The organism is Staphylococcus sp. HMSC061G12, assembly GCF_001838465.1.
GTDB lineage: Bacteria > Bacillota > Bacilli > Staphylococcales > Staphylococcaceae > Staphylococcus > Staphylococcus simulans.
The window spans coordinates 72,580-91,907 of record NZ_KV837062.1; the positions used below are offsets into that span (position 1 = coordinate 72,580).

Annotated in this window: 15 protein-coding genes; all 15 read right to left on the bottom strand. The window is 36.7% G+C overall.

Translation table 11 applies throughout. The features are described from left to right. Positions 1-2 precede the first annotated feature (2 nt). A complete protein-coding gene (locus tag HMPREF2937_RS05710) occupies positions 3-680 on the bottom strand; it encodes a response regulator transcription factor (protein ID WP_070864194.1) in 678 nt (225 codons plus the stop codon). Positions 681-693: 13 nt separating this feature from the next. Then, positions 694-2,067, bottom strand: a complete 1,374-nt coding sequence (locus HMPREF2937_RS05715) for an SLC13 family permease (RefSeq protein WP_070864195.1) — start codon at positions 2,065-2,067, stop codon at positions 694-696. Between the two features lie 2 nt (positions 2,068-2,069). Further along, positions 2,070-3,269, bottom strand: coding sequence for a glycerate kinase family protein (locus tag HMPREF2937_RS05720; protein ID WP_070864196.1), 1,200 nt, complete (start codon positions 3,267-3,269; stop codon positions 2,070-2,072). A gap of 132 nt (positions 3,270-3,401) precedes the next feature. Beyond that, positions 3,402-3,749: a 30S ribosome-binding factor RbfA gene (rbfA, locus tag HMPREF2937_RS05725; protein ID WP_002480711.1), complete on the bottom strand. Its 348-nt coding sequence runs from the start codon at positions 3,747-3,749 to the stop codon at positions 3,402-3,404. A 375-nt stretch (positions 3,750-4,124) separates the two neighbouring features. Beyond that, positions 4,125-5,411 (bottom strand): MFS transporter, encoded by a 1,287-nt coding sequence (locus tag HMPREF2937_RS05730; RefSeq protein WP_070864197.1) that lies wholly within the window; start codon positions 5,409-5,411, stop codon positions 4,125-4,127. Between the two features lie 29 nt (positions 5,412-5,440). Then, positions 5,441-6,190, bottom strand: coding sequence for a glycerophosphodiester phosphodiesterase family protein (locus HMPREF2937_RS05735; RefSeq protein ID WP_070864198.1), 750 nt, complete (start codon positions 6,188-6,190; stop codon positions 5,441-5,443). Between the two features lie 271 nt (positions 6,191-6,461). After that, positions 6,462-6,845, bottom strand: a complete 384-nt coding sequence (locus tag HMPREF2937_RS05740) for a VOC family protein (protein ID WP_002480708.1) — start codon at positions 6,843-6,845, stop codon at positions 6,462-6,464. Between the two features lie 95 nt (positions 6,846-6,940). After that, positions 6,941-9,076, bottom strand: coding sequence for a translation initiation factor IF-2 (infB, locus tag HMPREF2937_RS05745; RefSeq protein WP_070864199.1), 2,136 nt, complete (start codon positions 9,074-9,076; stop codon positions 6,941-6,943). A 16-nt stretch (positions 9,077-9,092) separates the two neighbouring features. Next, positions 9,093-9,398, bottom strand: a complete 306-nt coding sequence (locus tag HMPREF2937_RS05750; RefSeq protein ID WP_023015690.1) for a YlxQ family RNA-binding protein — start codon at positions 9,396-9,398, stop codon at positions 9,093-9,095. Continuing rightward, complete coding sequence (rnpM, locus tag HMPREF2937_RS05755) at positions 9,395-9,679, bottom strand: RNase P modulator RnpM (RefSeq protein WP_057509824.1); 285 nt, start codon at positions 9,677-9,679, stop codon at positions 9,395-9,397. Before rnpM ends, HMPREF2937_RS05750 begins: the two co-directional genes overlap by 4 nt. An 18-nt stretch (positions 9,680-9,697) precedes the next feature. After that, positions 9,698-10,948 carry a transcription termination factor NusA gene (gene nusA / locus HMPREF2937_RS05760; RefSeq protein WP_070864200.1) on the bottom strand — a complete coding sequence of 417 codons (1,251 nt, stop codon included), beginning with the start codon at positions 10,946-10,948 and terminating at the stop codon, positions 9,698-9,700. A gap of 21 nt (positions 10,949-10,969) precedes the next feature. Beyond that, positions 10,970-11,437 carry a ribosome maturation factor RimP gene (gene rimP / locus HMPREF2937_RS05765; RefSeq protein ID WP_070864201.1) on the bottom strand — a complete coding sequence of 156 codons (468 nt, stop codon included), beginning with the start codon at positions 11,435-11,437 and terminating at the stop codon, positions 10,970-10,972. Positions 11,438-11,574: 137 nt separating this feature from the next. Further along, on the bottom strand, positions 11,575-15,882 hold the full coding sequence (locus HMPREF2937_RS05770) for a PolC-type DNA polymerase III (RefSeq protein WP_142351408.1): 4,308 nt from the start codon (positions 15,880-15,882) through the stop codon (positions 11,575-11,577). A gap of 264 nt (positions 15,883-16,146) precedes the next feature. Next, the gene (locus tag HMPREF2937_RS05775) at positions 16,147-17,847 is read right to left on the bottom strand and encodes a proline--tRNA ligase (protein ID WP_002480701.1); all 1,701 of its coding nucleotides are present in this window, start codon (positions 17,845-17,847) and stop codon (positions 16,147-16,149) included. Between the two features lie 21 nt (positions 17,848-17,868). After that, positions 17,869-19,152, bottom strand: coding sequence for an RIP metalloprotease RseP (gene rseP / locus HMPREF2937_RS05780; protein ID WP_002480700.1), 1,284 nt, complete (start codon positions 19,150-19,152; stop codon positions 17,869-17,871). Positions 19,153-19,328: the final 176 nt, after the last annotated feature.

Below are 19,328 nucleotides of genomic sequence, written 5' to 3' on the forward strand. Positions count from 1 at the left end.
AACTAAGCTCTCATTATATAACCGATACCTCTGACACTTGATATAATTGAAGTATCAGACGTATCTAATTTCTTTCTTAAGTATCTGACATAAACATCTACAACATTCGTATCACCTACGAAATCATAACCCCAGACATACTCAATGATCTGCGCACGATCTAAAGCAATATTTTGGTTAGTCATAAAATAGTACAACAAATCGTACTCTTTTTGTGTGAGTTCGACTAGACTGCCATCGACAAAAACTTCTCTAGATTGTGGATTCAATTCGATGTAATCATGTGTTAAAACTTCAGCAGCTTCTTTTTGATTTAATTGCTGCTGTTTTAAATGTACACGAATCCGTGCTAATAATTCTTCAATTTCAAATGGCTTAGTCATATAATCATTCGCACCAGAATCTAAACCGCTGACTTTATCCATGACTTCATCACGTGCAGTTAACATAATAATTTTAATATAGTCATCATCATTTCGAATACGTCTGAGCACTTCTAATCCATTTAAATCTGGTATCATCACATCAAGTAAAATCAAATCAATGTGACGTTCTTGATAAAGTTGTAATGCTGCTTTACCAGAATGCGCAATACAGACATCATAGCCTGCATAATCCAATTCTAGTTCAATGACGCGTGCTATTTTCTCGTCATCTTCCACAATTAAGATAGTTTCCACTTTCTATTCACTCCTATTTCAATGCAAGCCCAACATATTGCCAATAAACATAATACATCACAATCATGGTAAGCATATATACTGGCATGATACCTAAACTTAAATACATGAGCTGTTTAATTGTAAATGGTCTTTCTTTATTCTCATAAAACAATAACAAGGCTTTAGAACTGACTGGAAAAGTTAAGCAGTAGTTCGTACCGATCAGCGCAATAAATACAACTGCTGTCAGGTTTAAACCAAACATTTTACCAAAAACAATCAGTAATGGAATAAAGACGACTGCACGTGTTGTATGACTTGTAATATACAAGTGAGAAGTCACAGTCAATACTACAATAATCACTAGCGGCACAAATTCATTTACCAGTTTGACATGATGCATCACTTGATATAATTGATGTTGAATGACATCGAGCACTTTATATTTCACCAATAGATTGCCGAGTGCAGTCGCACCCGCTACAAAGAAAATTAAGCTCCATGACACTCTGTTAAATGCTTCACGCCATCCGATCAAATCAACTTTAGGCATAATCATAATCAAGCTCATTAAAATTGTCACAAAGGCGATATCGAAATCATGCAGTGGTTCAGTTATCCAAAGTATCACTGTCAAACTAATGAGGACTGCTGCTTTTTTCTCTTTTTTAGTCAATGGTTGTTTTTCATATTGTATTATATTTTCTGTTGAAATCTTTTCGACAGGCTTCATATAAAACTTTTTTATCATAAATAAGCTTATTATTGCAATAATTATCCCAAATGGAAAGCCCCATAGTAAGAATTGAAGATAAGAAATAGAACCATCTGTTTGATTTTCAAGTAGCCCAATCCCAATAATATGACTGCCTGCACCGATTAAAGATAAGTTTGTTCCCATCAAAATTAACACTGGCATCAATATGCCTAAATACTGACGATTCGAATTAAAACGATTGCCAAATGCTTGATATACAGGTAGAAGTGCTGCTGCACGACCTGAAGTAGATGGAATAATTAAAGATAAAATTTGTACTAAGATAAAGACAAAGATATTCATACGTTTTCCAGACCTACACTTCGCTTCAATCCAGCGAATCAAACGATCTAATAAACCACTGGTTTCCACTACGCCACCAATAATAAATGCGCCAATCATTAACCAAATCACATGTTCTTCTAATGATTGATACAAAATATCTTGCGGCATACCGAGTAAAATACCTAAACATACAACCAACATCGCAGATAACCCTGCTGGCATTTTACTAAAAATAAATAGTCCTAAAGATAACACAAACAAAGCCACACTCAATTGTCCTAAATAGGACAAATTTGTTTCTAAAAACAGCCATAGCGTGAAAATAAGATAAAGAATGGCTGCGATTAATTTAGAATAACTCATCTTTAAAGCACAAAATGTCTTTGTTTAGTTGTGTGTGTTTGTGACTTTGTTTGATTCATCTTCATACCGATTTGAATTGAGTGATATATATTTCGTGCACATTCCTTTAGCCATTTTGATGCATACTCAATAGAATCATCTAAACTTGAAGGCTGTTTAATAATGCTGTGAAAGGCATTAATACCACTTTGATAATTAAATTCCGCATCTTGACCGATTGTGCCTGCTAATGCAATCACAGGTGTATCATATTGTTGAGCGATTCTCGCTACTTCAGCAGGAATTTTTCCGTTTGGCGTTTGGAAATCTAAACACCCTTCTGCTGTGATGACTAAATCAGCTTGTGCAATAACAGGTTCAATATGCAAGTACTGTTGAATTAATTCAAAACGTGGATGCAATGTAGCGTTCGCAAAAGCGATTAACCCTGCACCTAATCCACCAGATGCGCCAGAACCTTGTTGATAAGCAACTGACTCACCTGTTGAACGTTTTATTAAACGTGCCAAATGATCAAGGTTGTCCGATAAATGTTCGACTTCTTTTGGACTTGCACCTTTTTGTGGACCGAATACTTTTGCGACCCCTTTTGGTCCACATAAAATATTCGACCAATTCACTGCTACATCTATAGGTGTATTTAATACACGCGGATCAATATGAGATAAATCCATATCATGAATACGGTCAATTTCACCTCCGCCATGGATAAATATTGTTTTACCTTTATAATCTTTGAAACGTGCACCGATTGCTTGTGCCATGCCGACACCGCCATCAGATGTTCCCGAATCACCACAGCCGATTAAGATACATTCAGCACCATGATCTAATGCGTGGATAATTGCTTCACCTACACCGTAAGTAGAAGTGTGAAGCGGATTTCTCTGGTTGCTAGGTACATGTCTTAGACCCGCAATTGCGGCCATCTCAATTACCGCAACTTTTTGTTTGTTTTCATAAAACATACCATAAAATGTTTTGCGTTTTTGTCCTAATGGATCTTCTGCATTTAAATGATAAAGCTGACCATTTTTAATTTGCGTGATAGTTTGCGCAAATCCTTCGCCTCCATCCACCATGGGAATCACTTGAATATTTAAACTTTCATCTGCTTCATGCAGACCTTTTTGAATTGCTGTACCGACTTCTGCTGAACTCAAGCTTTCTTTAAAGCCTGAGGGTATCACTGCAATTTTCATTGTTATAACCTCCTAGTAAAAATCCTTATCGCCTATGTTAAGGAGGTTAAGTTTGTAAAGAATTAGAGAATTATTAGAATTCAATTAAAAAAGCAGCTATGCACTTGCATAGCTGCCCATAACTTCATTTAATTAGTCATTTTTATGAAGATCTTGAATCATTCTTTCGATTTTATTACCGTACTCGATTGAGTGATCATATTCGAAATATAATTCTGGAATTGTTCTTAGACGAAGTCTTGAACCTAATTCCGCTTTAATAAAGCCTCGCGCTTTTTCTAACGCTTTAAACGTATCGTCTACTTCTTTTTCTTTACCTAATACTGTTAAGTAGACTTTAGCTTGAGATAAATCGTTTGTCACTTGTACGTCAGTGATAGTTAAAAATCCGATTCTCGGGTCTTTAACTTTATTGTTGATAATATCCATCAACTCTTGTTTCAATTGTTCACCAACGCGTTCTGCTCTCATTTTACTCATGTGTGTTTCACCTCTTTATTTCAACAATGAACGATTGAGTTCAATCCAAGATTATAAACTATAATCGTCCCTTTTACAAAACTTTTCCCTTTATATTGAGCAATTAATCAATATGACACGCGCAACATGTTAAGAAACAGTTAAGCATATTAATTTTGCGTAAACGTATAAGATATCATTTCAAAAAAAATCTTTACATTTCAGAAATGAACACATACTTTTTAAAAATAATAGTCTCCTTCAAAAATAAAACCAAGCACTTTATAGCTGTATCAAGCGTTTAAAGTACTTGGGTTAAAATTTCTTATTCATACTAAAAATAATTCAATCACTATCATGTTATTTTTAGTCATTTCATTTTTAAATTTCATTTCATTATTGAACTTCTCGTTGTCGTGAACGTTTCATCAAATATGTTAATACTAATGCTGAAACTGCACCACATAATGCGACCACAATACCAATTTTAAAAATCATTTGGTAGGCAACAGCTTCATGTCCTTTAAAGGCATCCAGTAAGTTACCATTTAATTGATACACCCAAAAGACTGGCGCATACGCTAAAAACGAACCGACACTCATCGCAGACCCTGAAAAATCTTCAGGTAATTTCAATTCTGAAATTGGCGCAAGCAATACACTTTTTGATAAGAATGTCGTTAATGACAAGAATACTAATAAGACAATACTTAACTGTGTTCCGATTTTAAAGTATACAATAATGATTAAAATAACTGTTGATGCGAGTAATGCTACACCAATCATTTTCGCTGAAGATTTAAAGACAAAGTCCGAAATCATTCCCGCAATAACACCAGCGATAACCCCCATCAACGCTGTATTGATTACACCGAAAAATGCAGTTTGTGCTGTTGTTAAATGATAGACACTTTGTAAGTAAGGTACAGTGTAAATCAAAATAATATAACCCCAATATACTGACATTGCGGTAATCGCGGCTAACCACACTTTTGGTTGTGTTAACACATACAATAACCCTTTTAAAGCTTTCGCAGATTTATAACCTGTTTCTTGATTATGCGATTCATCAGCCGCAATCCCATTTTTCGGTACAAATTTCCATATTAAAATAATCATCGGGATTAATAATAAGTTATAGGCTAACATACCGCCTTTTAATACGACGACGCCACTTACCGCAGCCATAATGGCTACAAGTAATAAGTTCATCAACATTTCTTGTGCACGACGAATGGATTCTAATAATCCAAAACCTAAACCTCTATGTTCACGATCAGTGAAGAAAACTACCCCATTCAATACTGCAGGCCAGAAGAAAGCTTCAACTAACCCCCAAATGACTGCGATCACTTTTAATATCGTAAAGCTTGGATTCAAGAAAATCACGATACACATCGTAATAAAACGAATTGACATCCCCGTGATGAGTAAAGAACGAATCGAGAATCTATTATTGATCCATCCACCTGGAATATAGAAGAACATTGATAACCCGATTAAACTAAAAATCACACCAAGTTCCGCATTATTAACATGCAGTACCTGCAAGAGTTGGTGATAAAACGTACCTTTAAAAGCTTCGAATCCTGAATAAATAATTTGTCCTGCAGTGACAACAGAGAGATATCCTGCCAGTTGTCTTGCATTTTTCAATCCTAGTTTATGCATCAGCCAATTCATGTTGTTTTTCCTCCTAGTTGCGGCCTATGTCAAAGTGATTCTTGCAAATGTACTAAATTTTGTGGATAGTCTGTAAACACACCATCCACACCAAAGTTAAAGAGTTGGTTCACTCTATCTACATCATTCACGGTATATACATTTAAAATATAACCATCATCTTTGATACGTCTGACTAACGCTTCAGTCAAATCAATATCTTCCAAATGCAAAATATGTGTATCACAAAAATCTAAAACTGTACGCCAATCTTCATAAAATGCACACATTTCATAGAGTACCGCTCTAGGATATTGAGGAAGTGCTTCTTGAACTGCTTTAAGCAATGGAATATTAAAACTAGAAAATAATATTTCTACTTCAGGACTAAATTTCGGCATTGCTTCAACTAACTGTTTAATTAATGATTTAGCTAATTTTGGTCCATGATTACCTGTAATACCTTTTAGTTCAATATTGACATTTAGTTGAGAGGCATTCACAAAATCAATAAATTCATCGAAAGTTAGAACTTTTTCTTCTTTGAATTTTGGATGGAACCAATAACCTGCACTCGCTTGTTGGATATCTTTAAATAAGGTTTCACTGATTTCTCCTGTCATTGAAGTTGTACGATCTAAATAATCATCATGAATCATTATTAATTGTTCATCTGCAGTAATTCCGACATCGACTTCAATCCATTGCAGTTCAGGAATTTCTGCTGCGGCATGATAAGATGCTAACGTGTTCTCTGGTGCGACACTTGGTACACCCCTGTGTCCAAAGATTGTTTTCATAGCTGTTCACCTTCTAGATTATGGAATAGATTGCTGTAGTGATATTAAATTCAACTTCTCACAACTTGTTAAAAGTTATGTATAATTTCAATTTAATCATATGCCTATGCAAAGCCTATTTCAATAAGTTTTATGGTTTTTATTGAAACTTTACAATACATTTACAAACCTAGTTCTTATAGAGGTCAATCTGTTTTAAAATAAAAAAATCCAATCTGAATACAGTGCTGAGACTATCATCAGATTGGATATTTAATATGTTTTATGATTTTTATTCATCAAAAACTAGAATGTTGAAGAAATGTCCATCAATATCTTCAAATGTGAAGCCATAAAAACCATCACGTTCTTTAGGTTGATCGATAATTTTACCTCCGAAACTCTGTACATCTTCTTTAAGTTGATGTGCTTCTTCTTTTGTATCAACCGAAAGTGAAATCAACGCATCATTACCATAAGGTACGCGATGAATATATGATTCAAAGTATTTCATGGCTACAATCATTATCGGAGAGCCTTTTTTTGCTTTGATACCGAACATCTTACCCTCTTGTTCCGGACGTTCCATAATCTCAAAGCCGATATTTTGATAAAACTTCTTGCTTTTGTCTAAGTCCTGACTCGCAAGATTAAACCAAATATTGTTAACCATCATACATACACCTCCCAATTATATTTATGATAGTAATCCCTTAATCATACGAAAAAGCACTCCCGCTTAAGGAAGTGCTTTTATCTAAATTATCAAGTTTAACGTTGGATTTCAACCATTTCGTATGCTTCGATAATATCGTCAACTTTTAAGTCGTTGTATTTTTCAATTGTGATACCACACTCGTAACCTTTTGCCACTTCTTTCGCATCGTCTTTGAAACGTTTTAACGTATCAAGTTTACCTTCGAAGATGACAATACCGTCACGGATGACGCGTACTCCTGCGTTACGTGTGATTTTACCTTCAGTTACATAACAACCTGCGATTGTACCGACTTTAGAAACTTTGAATGTTTGACGAACTTCAGCTTGTCCGATGACTTTTTCTTCGTATTCAGGGTCAAGCATACCTTTCATCGCTGATTCAATTTCTTCGATTACGTCGTAGATAACACGGTGTAAACGTAAGTCTACATTTTCTTGTTCAGCTGCACGTTTCGCACCAGAGTCAGGACGTACGTTGAAGCCGATGATGATACCGTTTGAAGCATTCGCAAGTGTAACGTCAGATTCGTTGATTGCACCCACTGCTGTATGGATGATACGAACGTTAACACCTTCAACATCAATTTTCATAAGTGAAGCTGCTAATGCTTCTACTGAACCTTGTACGTCACCTTTGATGATTACGTTAAGGTCTTTCATTTCACCTTGTTTCATTTGTTCGAACAAGTTGTCTAATGAAACGTTTTTGCTTTCTTGACGTTGTTGTAAGATGCTTTCTTCATGACGTGCTTCACCGATTCTACGTGCTTGTTTTTCGTCAGAGAAGACAACGAAGCGGTCACCGGCTTGTGGTACATCATTAATACCAGTAATTTCAACCGGTGTTGATGGACCAGCTGATTTGATACGTTGACCTAAATCATTCACCATTGCACGGATACGACCGAACGTATTACCTACTACAATAGCATCTCCCACATGCAACGTACCATTTTGAACTAATAATGATGCCGCAGGACCACGTGATTTGTCTAATTCAGCTTCAATAACTGTACCGACAGCACGTTTGTCTGGGTTCGCTTTTAATTCTTGTACTTCTGATACTAAGACAATCATTTCTAATAAGTCTTCAATACCGTCACCGCTTAATGCTGAAAGTGGTACGAAGATTGTGTCGCCGCCCCAGTCTTCAGGGAATAAACCGTGTTCAGTTAATTCCTGCATAACACGATCAGGGTTTGCTGTTGGTTTATCAATTTTGTTTACCGCTACGATAATCGGCACATCTGCTTCTTTTGCATGGTTAATCGCTTCAATTGTTTGAGGCATAACACCGTCGTCTGCTGCAACCACTAAGATTGTGATATCAGTGACTTGCGCACCACGTGCACGCATAGTAGTGAAGGCTGCGTGTCCAGGTGTATCTAAGAAAGTGATTTTTTTGCCGTCATTTGTGATTTGGTAAGCACCGATATGTTGTGTGATACCGCCCGCTTCACCTTGTGTCACATGTGTATTTCTGATTGAGTCAAGTAGCGTTGTTTTACCATGGTCAACGTGTCCCATGATTGTTACAACTGCTGGACGCTCAATTGCATCCGGATCTTCTTCTTCATCATCGAAGTAGATATCTAAGTCTTCTTCGTCAATGACTACTTCTTTTTCTACTTCTACACCATAATCATCAGCGATTAACTCAATTGTTTCATCGTCTAATGATTGGTTAATGTTTGCCATAATACCAAGTAAGAATAATTTCTTAACGATACTTGATGACTCAATATTCATTTTGTCAGCTAATTCGCCAACCGTAATACCTTCTAAATAAGTAATTTTTTCTGGCATTTCTTTTTTCGGTTGTTCTGGTGCTGGTTTTTGATTATTGTTTTTCTTATGTTTGTTGTTGTTTTTATTATTATTTTTGTTGTGGTTCTTGTTGCCTTTTTTATTATTCTTTTTAGCATTACCGCTATTATTGTTGTTATTATTTTTTTTATCTTTATTATTGTTTTGATGTTTTTTGTGATTATTTTGAGCAGCTTTATCGTTTTGCTTATCTTTAGATGAATTTGGTTTGAATTTTTTATCCAACTCTTTGATTTCATTCGGTTCTAACGCTTGCATGTGGTTAGACACCTCAACATTCATCTTCTTCAATTCATCAATAACATCTTTACTTTTTAATTTTAAATCTTTTGCATACTCGTAAATTCTCTTTTTACTCATATAATCACTCCTTACGTTATTCATCTATCATTGATAATAGCTTTTTGGCAAAACCGTTATCCATTATAGCTATATTCACGCGAGAAGATTTGCCAAGTGCTTGGCCTAACTCTTCTCTTGTACCGAATATACGCAACGGAACGTGATAACTCTCACATTTTTGACTGATTTCTTTGGTTGTCCTCGATGACGCATCCTCAGACAGAATCACTAACGATGTTTTTCGCTTTTTGATTTCTGTCAGAATAACCGACTCACCACTTTTAACCTTGCCAGCCCGCATTGCCAATCCTAAAAAATTCAAGATGTTGCTCTTATTCATTTTGGAATCTCTTCTCTGTAAATGAGACGTATGATTTCTTTATAGACAGGCTCTAAAGTTTCAGCATCAGCATTAAAGAACTTCTCTAAAATGCCTTTTTGCTGTGCTTTTTCTACAAGTGCTACATCTTTAGAAACGTACGCACCACGTCCAGGTTTCTTACCTGTCGCATCTGCAGAAATTTCACCTTCTTTGTTTATAACCACACGAATCATATCGTTTTTGGGACGCATTTCATTTGAAAGTATACACTTTCTCATTGGAATCTTCTTTTTCTTCATAAAGGCATTCACTCCAAATTATTCTTCTACGTCTTTTTTAGCTTCTGTTTCTTCTGAAGCTTCTTCTTCTGACTCAGCTGCTTCAATGTCTTCCGCTTCTTCTGCTTCAACATCTTCAACTTCCTCAACTTCAGGTACTTCTTCTACTTGTGCCACTACCACATCTTCAGAAAGATCTTCTTCGATTGGTGTTTCTTCAACTTCGTCTTGTTCTGGCACTGGGTAGATACCTGCTTCACGTGCATCTGTTTCAGATTTAATATCGATTTTCCAACCTGTCAATTTCGCTGCTAAACGTGCGTTTTGACCACGTTTACCGATAGCTAGTGATAATTGATAATCAGGAACAACTACTGTTGTAGATTGATTGTCTTCGTCTACAATTACTTCTAAAACTTGTGAAGGGCTTAATGCGTTTTTCACAAAGACTTTAGGATTTTCATTCCATTGTACGATATCAATTTTTTCTCCGCCAAGCTCTTCAACAATCGCTTCAACACGGACACCTTTTGCACCTACACATGCGCCGACAGCATCAATATCATCATTTTCAGAGTAGACACTGATTTTTGAACGATCGCCCGCTTCACGTGCAACTGATTTAATCACAACAGTACCATCATAAATTTCAGGTACTTCTTCTTCAAACAAACGTTTCAATAAGCCAGGATGACTACGTGATACATAGATTTGAGGACCTTTTGTCGTTTGTTCTACTTTATTAACGTATACTTTGATACGTTCATTTGGAATGTAACTTTCATTTGGACTTCTTTCAGCTTCAGATAATACCGCTTCAGTGCGTCCTAAGTTAACATACACATATCTGTGATCGACTCTGTCGATGATACCAGTCATGATATCTTCTTCTTTATCGATAAATTCATCATAAAGAATTTCTCTTTCAGCATCGCGTAAACGTTGCATCACAGCTTGTTTTGCTGCTTGTGCACCCACACGGCCGAAGTCTTTCGGTGTAACATCTTCTTCGTAGATATCACCGATTTCATATGCTGGGTTTTTCACCAACGCTGTACTGATGTCCACTTCATCGCGGTCATCAAATACTTCTTCTACGACTTCTTTACGTGCGATAACTTTGAACGTACCTTCGTCCATATTCAATTCCACACGTGCATTACGTGAAGATTCATAGTTCTTTTTATAAGCAGTAATCAATGCTGCTTCAATCGCATCGATTAGTACTGCTCTAGGAATTTTCTTTTCTTTTTCCAAATATTCTACTGCTAATATTAATTCATTTGACACGGTTAAATCCTCCTACTCACGTTAAATCAAAACTGCATGACGTGCTTTAGCAATTTTATTTCTTGGGATTTCAACTTGCTTTTTCTTTGATTTGACTTGCACTTCGATCACAACTGACTCGTCATCTACTGACTGCAAGACACCTAACCATTCTTTAGCACCTTCAACCGGCGCATAAAGAGTGACAAATACAGGTTGATTGACTGCATTACGAAACGCCTTATCGTCTTTGATAGGACGCTCAGCACCTGGTGACGCAACGTCTAGGTAATACATTTGTTCAATCGGATCTGCTTCATCCATTACTGCGCTGATTTTTTCTGATGCTAATGTGCAATCATTTAAATCAACGCCGCCCTCTTTATCAATAGAGATTCTAAGATAGCGGTCTCTACCTTCTTTTGTGAATTCAATATCCACGAGTTCAAAATTCAATTCATCTAAAACCGGTTGAATAATTGTTTCGATTTGTTCAGTAATTTTACTCATGCTGACCTCCTTTATACAAATAGAAAAGAGCGGGTAAACCCCACTCTTCGTGACTAAAGTTCATTTTTTACGCACTATGATTATAACACAGTACATCTTTAAATGCCAATTGTAGCACAGTTGACACTTTTTAAGCATTACATATCAAAAATTGATAATTGTGCTTTATCAGGTAAACCAGGTAATGAACCTAAATCATCTAAATACTCAATGACTTTTTGAGAAAGACCCGCTTTCTTATTCAAGTCTTCTTTAGATAAGAACGGTCCTTCATTACGCGCTTCAACAATACGTTTCGCTACGTTTTCACCTAGACCTGGCACCGCAATAAACGGTGGAATCAATGTATCGCCTTCAATAATAAATTCAAATGCCTGACTCTTTTCTAGACTGATCGGCTGCATACGGAAACCGCGATGCGCCATTTCGTTCATGATTTCAAGCACAGTTAAAACGTCTTTTTCTTTCTTGCCAAGTTCCATGTATTTAGAATACATATCTTTCACTGCCGCTTTGATACCTTCTTTATCTTTGATCATGGTTAATAGGTCAAAGTCTGATGCACGAACAGTAAAGTAAGACGCATAATAATATAACGGATAATGTACTTTGAAGTAAGCGATACGTACCGCCATTAATACGTAAGCTGCCGCATGGGCTTTCGGGAACATGTACTTGATTTTCTTACATGAGTCTAAATACCAATCCGGTACATTATTCTCTTTCATAATTTCTTCCCATTCTTCTTGCAGGCCTTTACCTTTACGTACTGCCTCCATAATTTTGAAGGCTAATGATGGTTCTAATCCGGCATACATTAAATACACCATGATATCGTCACGACAACCGATAACTCCAGATAGATCACATGTACCTGAACGTACTAATTCTTGGGCATTGCCTAACCATACGTCTGTACCATGGGATAATCCAGAAATCTGAACGAGTTCAGAGAATGTTGTCGGCTTCGTATCTTCTAACATTTGACGAACGAACGCTGTACCGAATTCTGGTACACCGAACGTCCCTGTCTTACATAAAATATCTTCTTCTGTAACACCTAAAGATTCTGGTGTACTGAAAATACGCATTGTTTCTTTGTCATCGACCGGCACTGTTTTCGGATCAATACCTGATAAATCTTGAAGCATACGAATCATCGTCGGATCATCGTGTCCAAGTATATCTAGTTTCAAGACGTTGTCATGAATGGAGTGGAAGTCGAAGTGCGTTGTCATCCAAGCTGATGATTGGTCATCCGCTGGATATTGAATCGGAGTAAAGTCATAAATATCCATATCATCAGGTACTACAATGATACCGCCAGGGTGTTGACCTGTTGTACGTTTAACACCAGTACAACCTTTAACTAAACGGTCAATTTCAGCACCACGTTTATGAATACCTTGGTCATTTAAATAACCTTTGACATAACCGAATGCAGTTTTCTCTGCGACTGTACCGATAGTTCCGGCACGGAATACTTTATCTTCACCGAATAAGACTTTCGTGTAGTTATGTGCTTCAGGTTGATATTCACCACTGAAGTTCAAGTCAATATCTGGTACTTTGTCACCTTTGAAGCCTAAGAATGTTTCGAAAGGAATATCTTGGCCTTCTTTAATCATTTCAGCACCACATTCACATGTCTTATCTGGCAAGTCGAAACCAGAGCCGACGGAACCGTCATTAAAGAACTCGCTCTTCTTACATTTTGGACAAATGTAGTGCGGCGGCAATGGATTCACTTCGGTAATTTCAGTCATTGTCGCAACGAAGCTTGAGCCGACAGAACCACGTGAACCTACTAAGTAACCATCATTGAGTGATTTCTTAACCAAACGTTGCGAAATCAAGTAGATTACAGCGAATCCGTTACCAATAATACTTTCTAATTCTTTTTCAAGACGATCAATAACAATTTGTGGTAAATCATCACCATATAATTTACGCGCATTCGCATAACTCATTTCACGAATTTCTTCATTCGCACCATCCATATTAGGTGTATACAATTTGTCTTTAATCGGTACAACACGTTCAATACGATCAGCTAGTGCTTGTGTATTATCCACGACAATTTCTTTCGCTTTCTCTTCACCTAAGAAATGGAATGCATCTAACATTTCATCTGTCGTTCTGAAATGTGCTTCTGGTAACGTAGAACGATTTAATGGGTTACCTGGTTGAGAAGCGATTAAGATTTTACGTGCAATTGCATCATGTTCATTTAAGTAATGCACATTACCTGTCGCAACCACTGGCACATTGACTGCTTTACCCGCTTCAAGCAAACGCTGATAAATCTCAATCATAGTTTCATTATCACGAATCAATTCACGATCGATTAAATCTTGGTATAACGCAGGCGGTTGTACTTCTATATAGTCATAATATTTCGCAATATGTTCAACTTGTGATTGGTCTTTCTGCATTACCGCAGTAAAGACTTCACCTTCATCACATGCTGAACCGATTAATAAACCTTCACGGTACTCATCTAATAATGAACGTGGAATTCTCGGTGTACGATAGTAATACGTCACTAAGGATTCACTGACAATCTTGAATAAGTTTTTTAAACCTGTTTGGTTTTGAACTAAAATCGTCACATGACTTGGACGTGCACGTTTATAAGCATCTTCGTTTGATAGTGATTGGTTGATATCTTGATGATTTTTAACACCGAGTTCATCCACTTGTTTCAACATTTTAATAAAGATATAAGCCGTAGCTTCTGTATCATAGATGGCACGGTGATGTTGTGTCAGTTCAACACCATATTTTTTGGCTAAGAAGTTCAAACCATGTTTACCAAATTCTGTATTTATCGTACGTGATAATTCTAAAGTATCGATAACACCATTTGTATAATGGCCTAAACCTGCACGTTCATAGCCAGTATCAATGAAGCCCATATCGAAGGATGCATTATGGGCAACGAATATCGCATCTCCGACCCATTCTTTGAATTCTGTTAATACATCATCAATTTCAGGAGCATCAACTAACATTTCATCTGAGATGTGCGTCAAATTCTTGATAGTTTCAGATAAACGCTCATGGGGATTACTGAAACGTTCGAACTTATCAATGATTTCGCCATCATGGACTTTTACAGCGGCTAACTCGATAATTTTGTCGTATTGGTTTGATAAACCAGTCGTCTCAACGTCAAATACCACATAAGTCGCGTCTTTAAGATTACGGTCAGTCGGATTGTAAGCAATCGGTACACCATCATCGACCAGCATACCTTCCATACCGTAAATCATTTTAATGGCATGCTTTTCAGCAGCACTGAACGCATCTGGATAAGCTTGAACGACATTATGGTCTGTTACTGCGATGGCAGGATGTCCCCATTTCGCAGCTTGTGCCACATAATCACCGATTTGATTAATACCGTCCATTTGACTCATCGCTGTATGCAGATGTAATTCCACACGCTTATCTTCTGCTTTATCTAGTTTTGGTGTTTTCTTGATTTCTTCAATATCAGACATCATCATGACTAAATCACGTACGAAAGTATCTTCTTCAATACGGCCTTGCGCACGTACCCATTTACCGACACTTAACGCTTTGAAATGTTCTAAATCGTCTTTGTTTTTACGTGTAAACATTTTTAGTACGAGTGAGTCTGTGTAATCTGTTACTTTTAATTCTACGATGTGACGACCACTTTTTAGTTCTTTGATATTCATATCAAAGATAACGCCTTCAATCGCCACTTTGAATTCTTCTTCAATAATAGATTCAATCGGTCTGACGTTATCCACTTGGATTGGTTTACCGATTTGACATTTATCAACAGCACTTTCGTTATTATCTTGTTGCTTAGCTTTTTCTGCTTTCATACGTTCTAATTTTTCAGTTGCTTCTCTTGCGCTTTGTTGATCTTCTTCTTGAATATGTGCTTCTAATGAAGCTAAATCATTATCATGTTCAGACGTGTCTGTTTCAAAGACAATCTTATTCACATCAAAGCCGCATTGTTGGTATGCTTTGACTAAGCTTCCGTTACACGCTTTATGGAAATAATCACGTTCAATATCATTTGAAACCATCACTTTTAAGACATTACCTGAAGTAATCAGACGTTTTTGTCTTAATTGTCCTTTTACTTTGGGTGACAATCTCGTCTGTTCAATACAATGGTTGAAGTATTTCATCGCAAACTCATCTTGGTTTCTTGTATCTTGAACAACAAAATGCCAATCTACAGTCGCAATCTCTTTAAATTCTTCAATCAAAGCGTGGGTAAATAACATGTAGTCTTCATAAGTTAAAAAGCGAGGCAGTGTAATTTGAAATAACCATGTCCGCTCTTTTTGAGAGACATCAATGCGGTTTAATTCACTGTTTTCTATAATATCTGGTTCGAGCTGATTCGCAATTTTAATCTGATCAGCTAACACTTTAAATTTTTCTTGATTTGTCATTGCCAAGACCATTACCACCTTAGTCATTAATTACATCGTTCATACGGTTAGGGAGAATTTTAATTTATTTAAAAAGGTGCATGCCCTTTTGAGTATAGAAAAAATGGAACCACGTTTGACAACGCGGTTGATTTTCATCTCTGTTCTGAAGTTCTAAAATATTATACCAAATTTCCAGTAATACTTAAAATGAGCAAACTGAATTTTTCGCTATGTAAAAAGCCGAAGTGCAGTCAGAGCACTTCGGCTTTTTGATTTATAAAATTAAATCTGTTCGTATAAATCTTTCACGTAATTCACTAAATCTGCTGCCGCAACTTCTTCGCTTTCTCCATTGTCACGACGTTTCACTTCAACAATACCTTCTGCCGCACGTTTACCAACTACAACACGCACTGGTAAACCGATTAAGTCAGCATCGTTGAATTTAACACCTGCACGTTCTTTACGATCATCGTATAAGACTTCAAATGACGCTTGAAGCGCTTGGTATAACTCATCACCAAGTTCTCTTTGGTCATCTTTCTTAGGATTAATCGTAATTAAGTGTACTTCAAATGGTGTCACTGATTTAGGCCAGATAATACCATTGTCATCATTGTTTTGTTCTACAATCGCACTTAATGTTCTTGAAACCCCGATACCATAGCATCCCATTATTAATGGTTGTGCTTTACCTTGGTTATCTAAGAATGTCGCATTCATAGATTCAGAGTATTTTGTGCCGAGTTTGAAGACTTGTCCAACTTCGATACCTTCTGCGAATTTAGCTTCGCCTGAACCATCGCTGAGCGGTTCACCTTCTAAGATGAAGCGGAAGTCTCCGAACGCTTCTACGTTAAAGTCACGTTCTGGATTCGCATTCACATAATGGTAACCATCTTCATTTGCACCAACGACAATATTAGGGATTTCTTGTACGAAATTATCCGCATATACTTTGATACCTTTTTCTTGAATAGGTCCAATTGAACCTGGGTTCGCACCCACTAAGTTGATAATTTCATCTTGGCTCGCAAGTTCAATATTGTCTGTACCGAAGTAAGCTTTTAATTTTACATCATTCACTTCATGATGACCACGCACTAAGACAATCACAAATTCGCCATCTACTTTGAATACCATTGATTTCGTAATTTGATCTAGTGGGCGATTTAAGAAATCTGCCACTTCTTGTGCTGTATGGGCATTTGGTGTTTCAACCTTTTCTAATTCCAGTAAAGCTTCATCGTGTGCTTTTGGCTCATACACAACTTCTGCTTTTTCAATATTAGCAGCGTAGTCGCTGTTTTCACTGTAAACAATTGTATCTTCACCGATTTCACTTAACGCCATAAATTCATGAGTATGGCTGCCGCCGATTGCACCTGAATCTGCGACAACTGGACGTGCGTTAATACCCGCACGCTTAAAGATACGGCCATATGCATCATACATATCATTGTATGTCTCATCTAATGACGCTTCATCCGCATGGAATGAATACGCATCTTTCATAATGAATTCACGACCGCGTAATAAACCGAAACGTGGACGCTTTTCATCTCTGAATTTAGATTGAATTTGGAATAGTGTTAAAGGTAATTGCTTATAAGATTTCAATTCATCACGTACTAATGATGTGACGACTTCTTCATGTGTTGGTCCTAACGCGAATTGACGACCATTACGATCAGTCAGACGCATTAATTCACTGCCATAAGCTTCCCAACGTCCTGACTCTTCCCATAATTCTGAAGGTTGTAATGCCGGCATTAAGATTTCTACCGCATCAATTTTCTCCATTTCTTCTCTGATAATTGATGTAATATTATTTAATACACGTGTCGCAAGTGGTAAATAACTATAAATTCCACTTGTACTTTGTTTAATCAATCCTGCTTTTAACAGTAATCGATGACTTAAGGCTTCAGCTTCCGCTGGCACCTCTCTTAACGTTGGTATAAATACTTTTGACTGTCTCATAAAACTGAGCTCCTCCATTTCCTATAAGAAATAACGTTGTATGTCATTCCATGTCACTAATATCATAATAATTACTACAAATATAGCACCTGCACCAATAATGTAGGCTTCCGCTTTTTTGTTGACGGGCTTTCTGAAAATCGCTTCATAAATAACGAACAGAATTCTTCCGCCGTCTAATGCTGGAATTGGTAATAGGTTCATTAAACCTAAGTTCACACTTAACATAGCTGTCCATGCTATCAAGTTAATGATACCAGTTTTCACCACAGTATCAACATTATGGTAAATACCGACAGGTCCATTCAACATGTCGAATGAAAATCCACCTGTAAAGATACTGCCTATCATAGACACAATTGCTGTGAAAATAATCGTTCCTGCTTTGAAGAATTGCTCTACACCTGTTGTAAGCGGCGCAATCAGAGAGCTATGGTCTTTATCAGGTTGGAAACCTAAGATATAGCGTGTTTGAGATGTCAGTTTGGTTAACTTCTCAACGACTTTTTTAGGTTTGAATTCAGCTGATTTTTGGTGACCGTCACGCTCATATTGAATTGAAACTTTTTGACCTTTATTATCTTCTAAAGCTTTTGTGATATCTTTAAAGTTCTCAATTTTTTTATCACCGATTTGTTCAATTTTATCGCCAGGCTTCAAACCGATTTCTTGTGCTGGTGTATTATCCGCGACTTGTTTCACCACATTATTCGGTGTGCCTTGGTAATATGCTAATCCGATAAAAATCACAATCGCAAGCAAGAAGTTGAATAATGGTCCTGCAAACAATGTTAAGAATTTTTGCCATGGTGTTTTGTGTACCAATTGGCGATTACGCGGTGCAATTTGGATTAACGAACCATTTTCTACAAAATATGCTTCTTTCGCAATATAAAAACGATGGCGTTCGTCATCATAAGATGTAATACCTTCTAAATACATTTCATCTTTGAAGTCAATTTTCTTCACTTCAATGACTTCTGCTTGTTGGAATTTATGTTGATCATCTAACAAGATATGCGTAATTTCATCTTGATCATTTAATTTAATCTTAACTGACATACCTGGTTCTACAGGCGGTTCTTCTAAACCGTCCCCTGCCATACGGACATAACCGCCGACGGGTAATAAACGGATAGTATATAACGTTTCATTCTTTCTGAAACTGAATATTTTCGGTCCCATGCCTATCGCAAATTCAGGACACATAATCCCTGCACGCTTCGCGAAGAACATGTGACCGAACTCATGCACGAAGACTAATACGCCGAATACGATAATAAAAGATAGTATAGTTATTAGCAAAATTGGGCCACTCCTATTTAATTAATTGGTCCATCAAATATGTAAAACTTGCTTAAACAAGATACATGTGACGGTAACATTTTATAAAATCATTTTAATGAAAATCATGCGAACATACAACAAATATACGATGTTACAAAAATGGGCTCTATAATAAATTCGGTTGATGAGATAAC

Excerpts from the sequence above, each read along its gene's own strand:
- HMPREF2937_RS05715 (WP_070864195.1), bottom strand. The coding sequence starts at position 2,067 with ATGAGTTATTCTAAATTAATCGCAGCCATTCTTTATCTTATTTTCACG.
- HMPREF2937_RS05720 (WP_070864196.1), bottom strand. The coding sequence starts at position 3,269 with ATGAAAATTGCAGTGATACCCTCAGGCTTTAAAGAAAGCTTGAGTTCA.
- rbfA (WP_002480711.1), bottom strand. The coding sequence starts at position 3,749 with ATGAGTAAAATGAGAGCAGAACGCGTTGGTGAACAATTGAAACAAGAG.
- HMPREF2937_RS05730 (WP_070864197.1), bottom strand. The coding sequence starts at position 5,411 with ATGAATTGGCTGATGCATAAACTAGGATTGAAAAATGCAAGACAACTG.
- HMPREF2937_RS05735 (WP_070864198.1), bottom strand. The coding sequence starts at position 6,190 with ATGAAAACAATCTTTGGACACAGGGGTGTACCAAGTGTCGCACCAGAG.
- HMPREF2937_RS05740 (WP_002480708.1), bottom strand. The coding sequence starts at position 6,845 with ATGATGGTTAACAATATTTGGTTTAATCTTGCGAGTCAGGACTTAGAC.
- infB (WP_070864199.1), bottom strand. The coding sequence starts at position 9,076 with ATGAGTAAAAAGAGAATTTACGAGTATGCAAAAGATTTAAAATTAAAA.
- HMPREF2937_RS05750 (WP_023015690.1), bottom strand. The coding sequence starts at position 9,398 with ATGAATAAGAGCAACATCTTGAATTTTTTAGGATTGGCAATGCGGGCT.
- rnpM (WP_057509824.1), bottom strand. The coding sequence starts at position 9,679 with ATGAAGAAAAAGAAGATTCCAATGAGAAAGTGTATACTTTCAAATGAA.
- rimP (WP_070864201.1), bottom strand. The coding sequence starts at position 11,437 with ATGAGTAAAATTACTGAACAAATCGAAACAATTATTCAACCGGTTTTA.
- HMPREF2937_RS05770 (WP_142351408.1), bottom strand. The coding sequence starts at position 15,882 with ATGACAAATCAAGAAAAATTTAAAGTGTTAGCTGATCAGATTAAAATT.
- HMPREF2937_RS05775 (WP_002480701.1), bottom strand. The coding sequence starts at position 17,847 with ATGAGACAGTCAAAAGTATTTATACCAACGTTAAGAGAGGTGCCAGCG.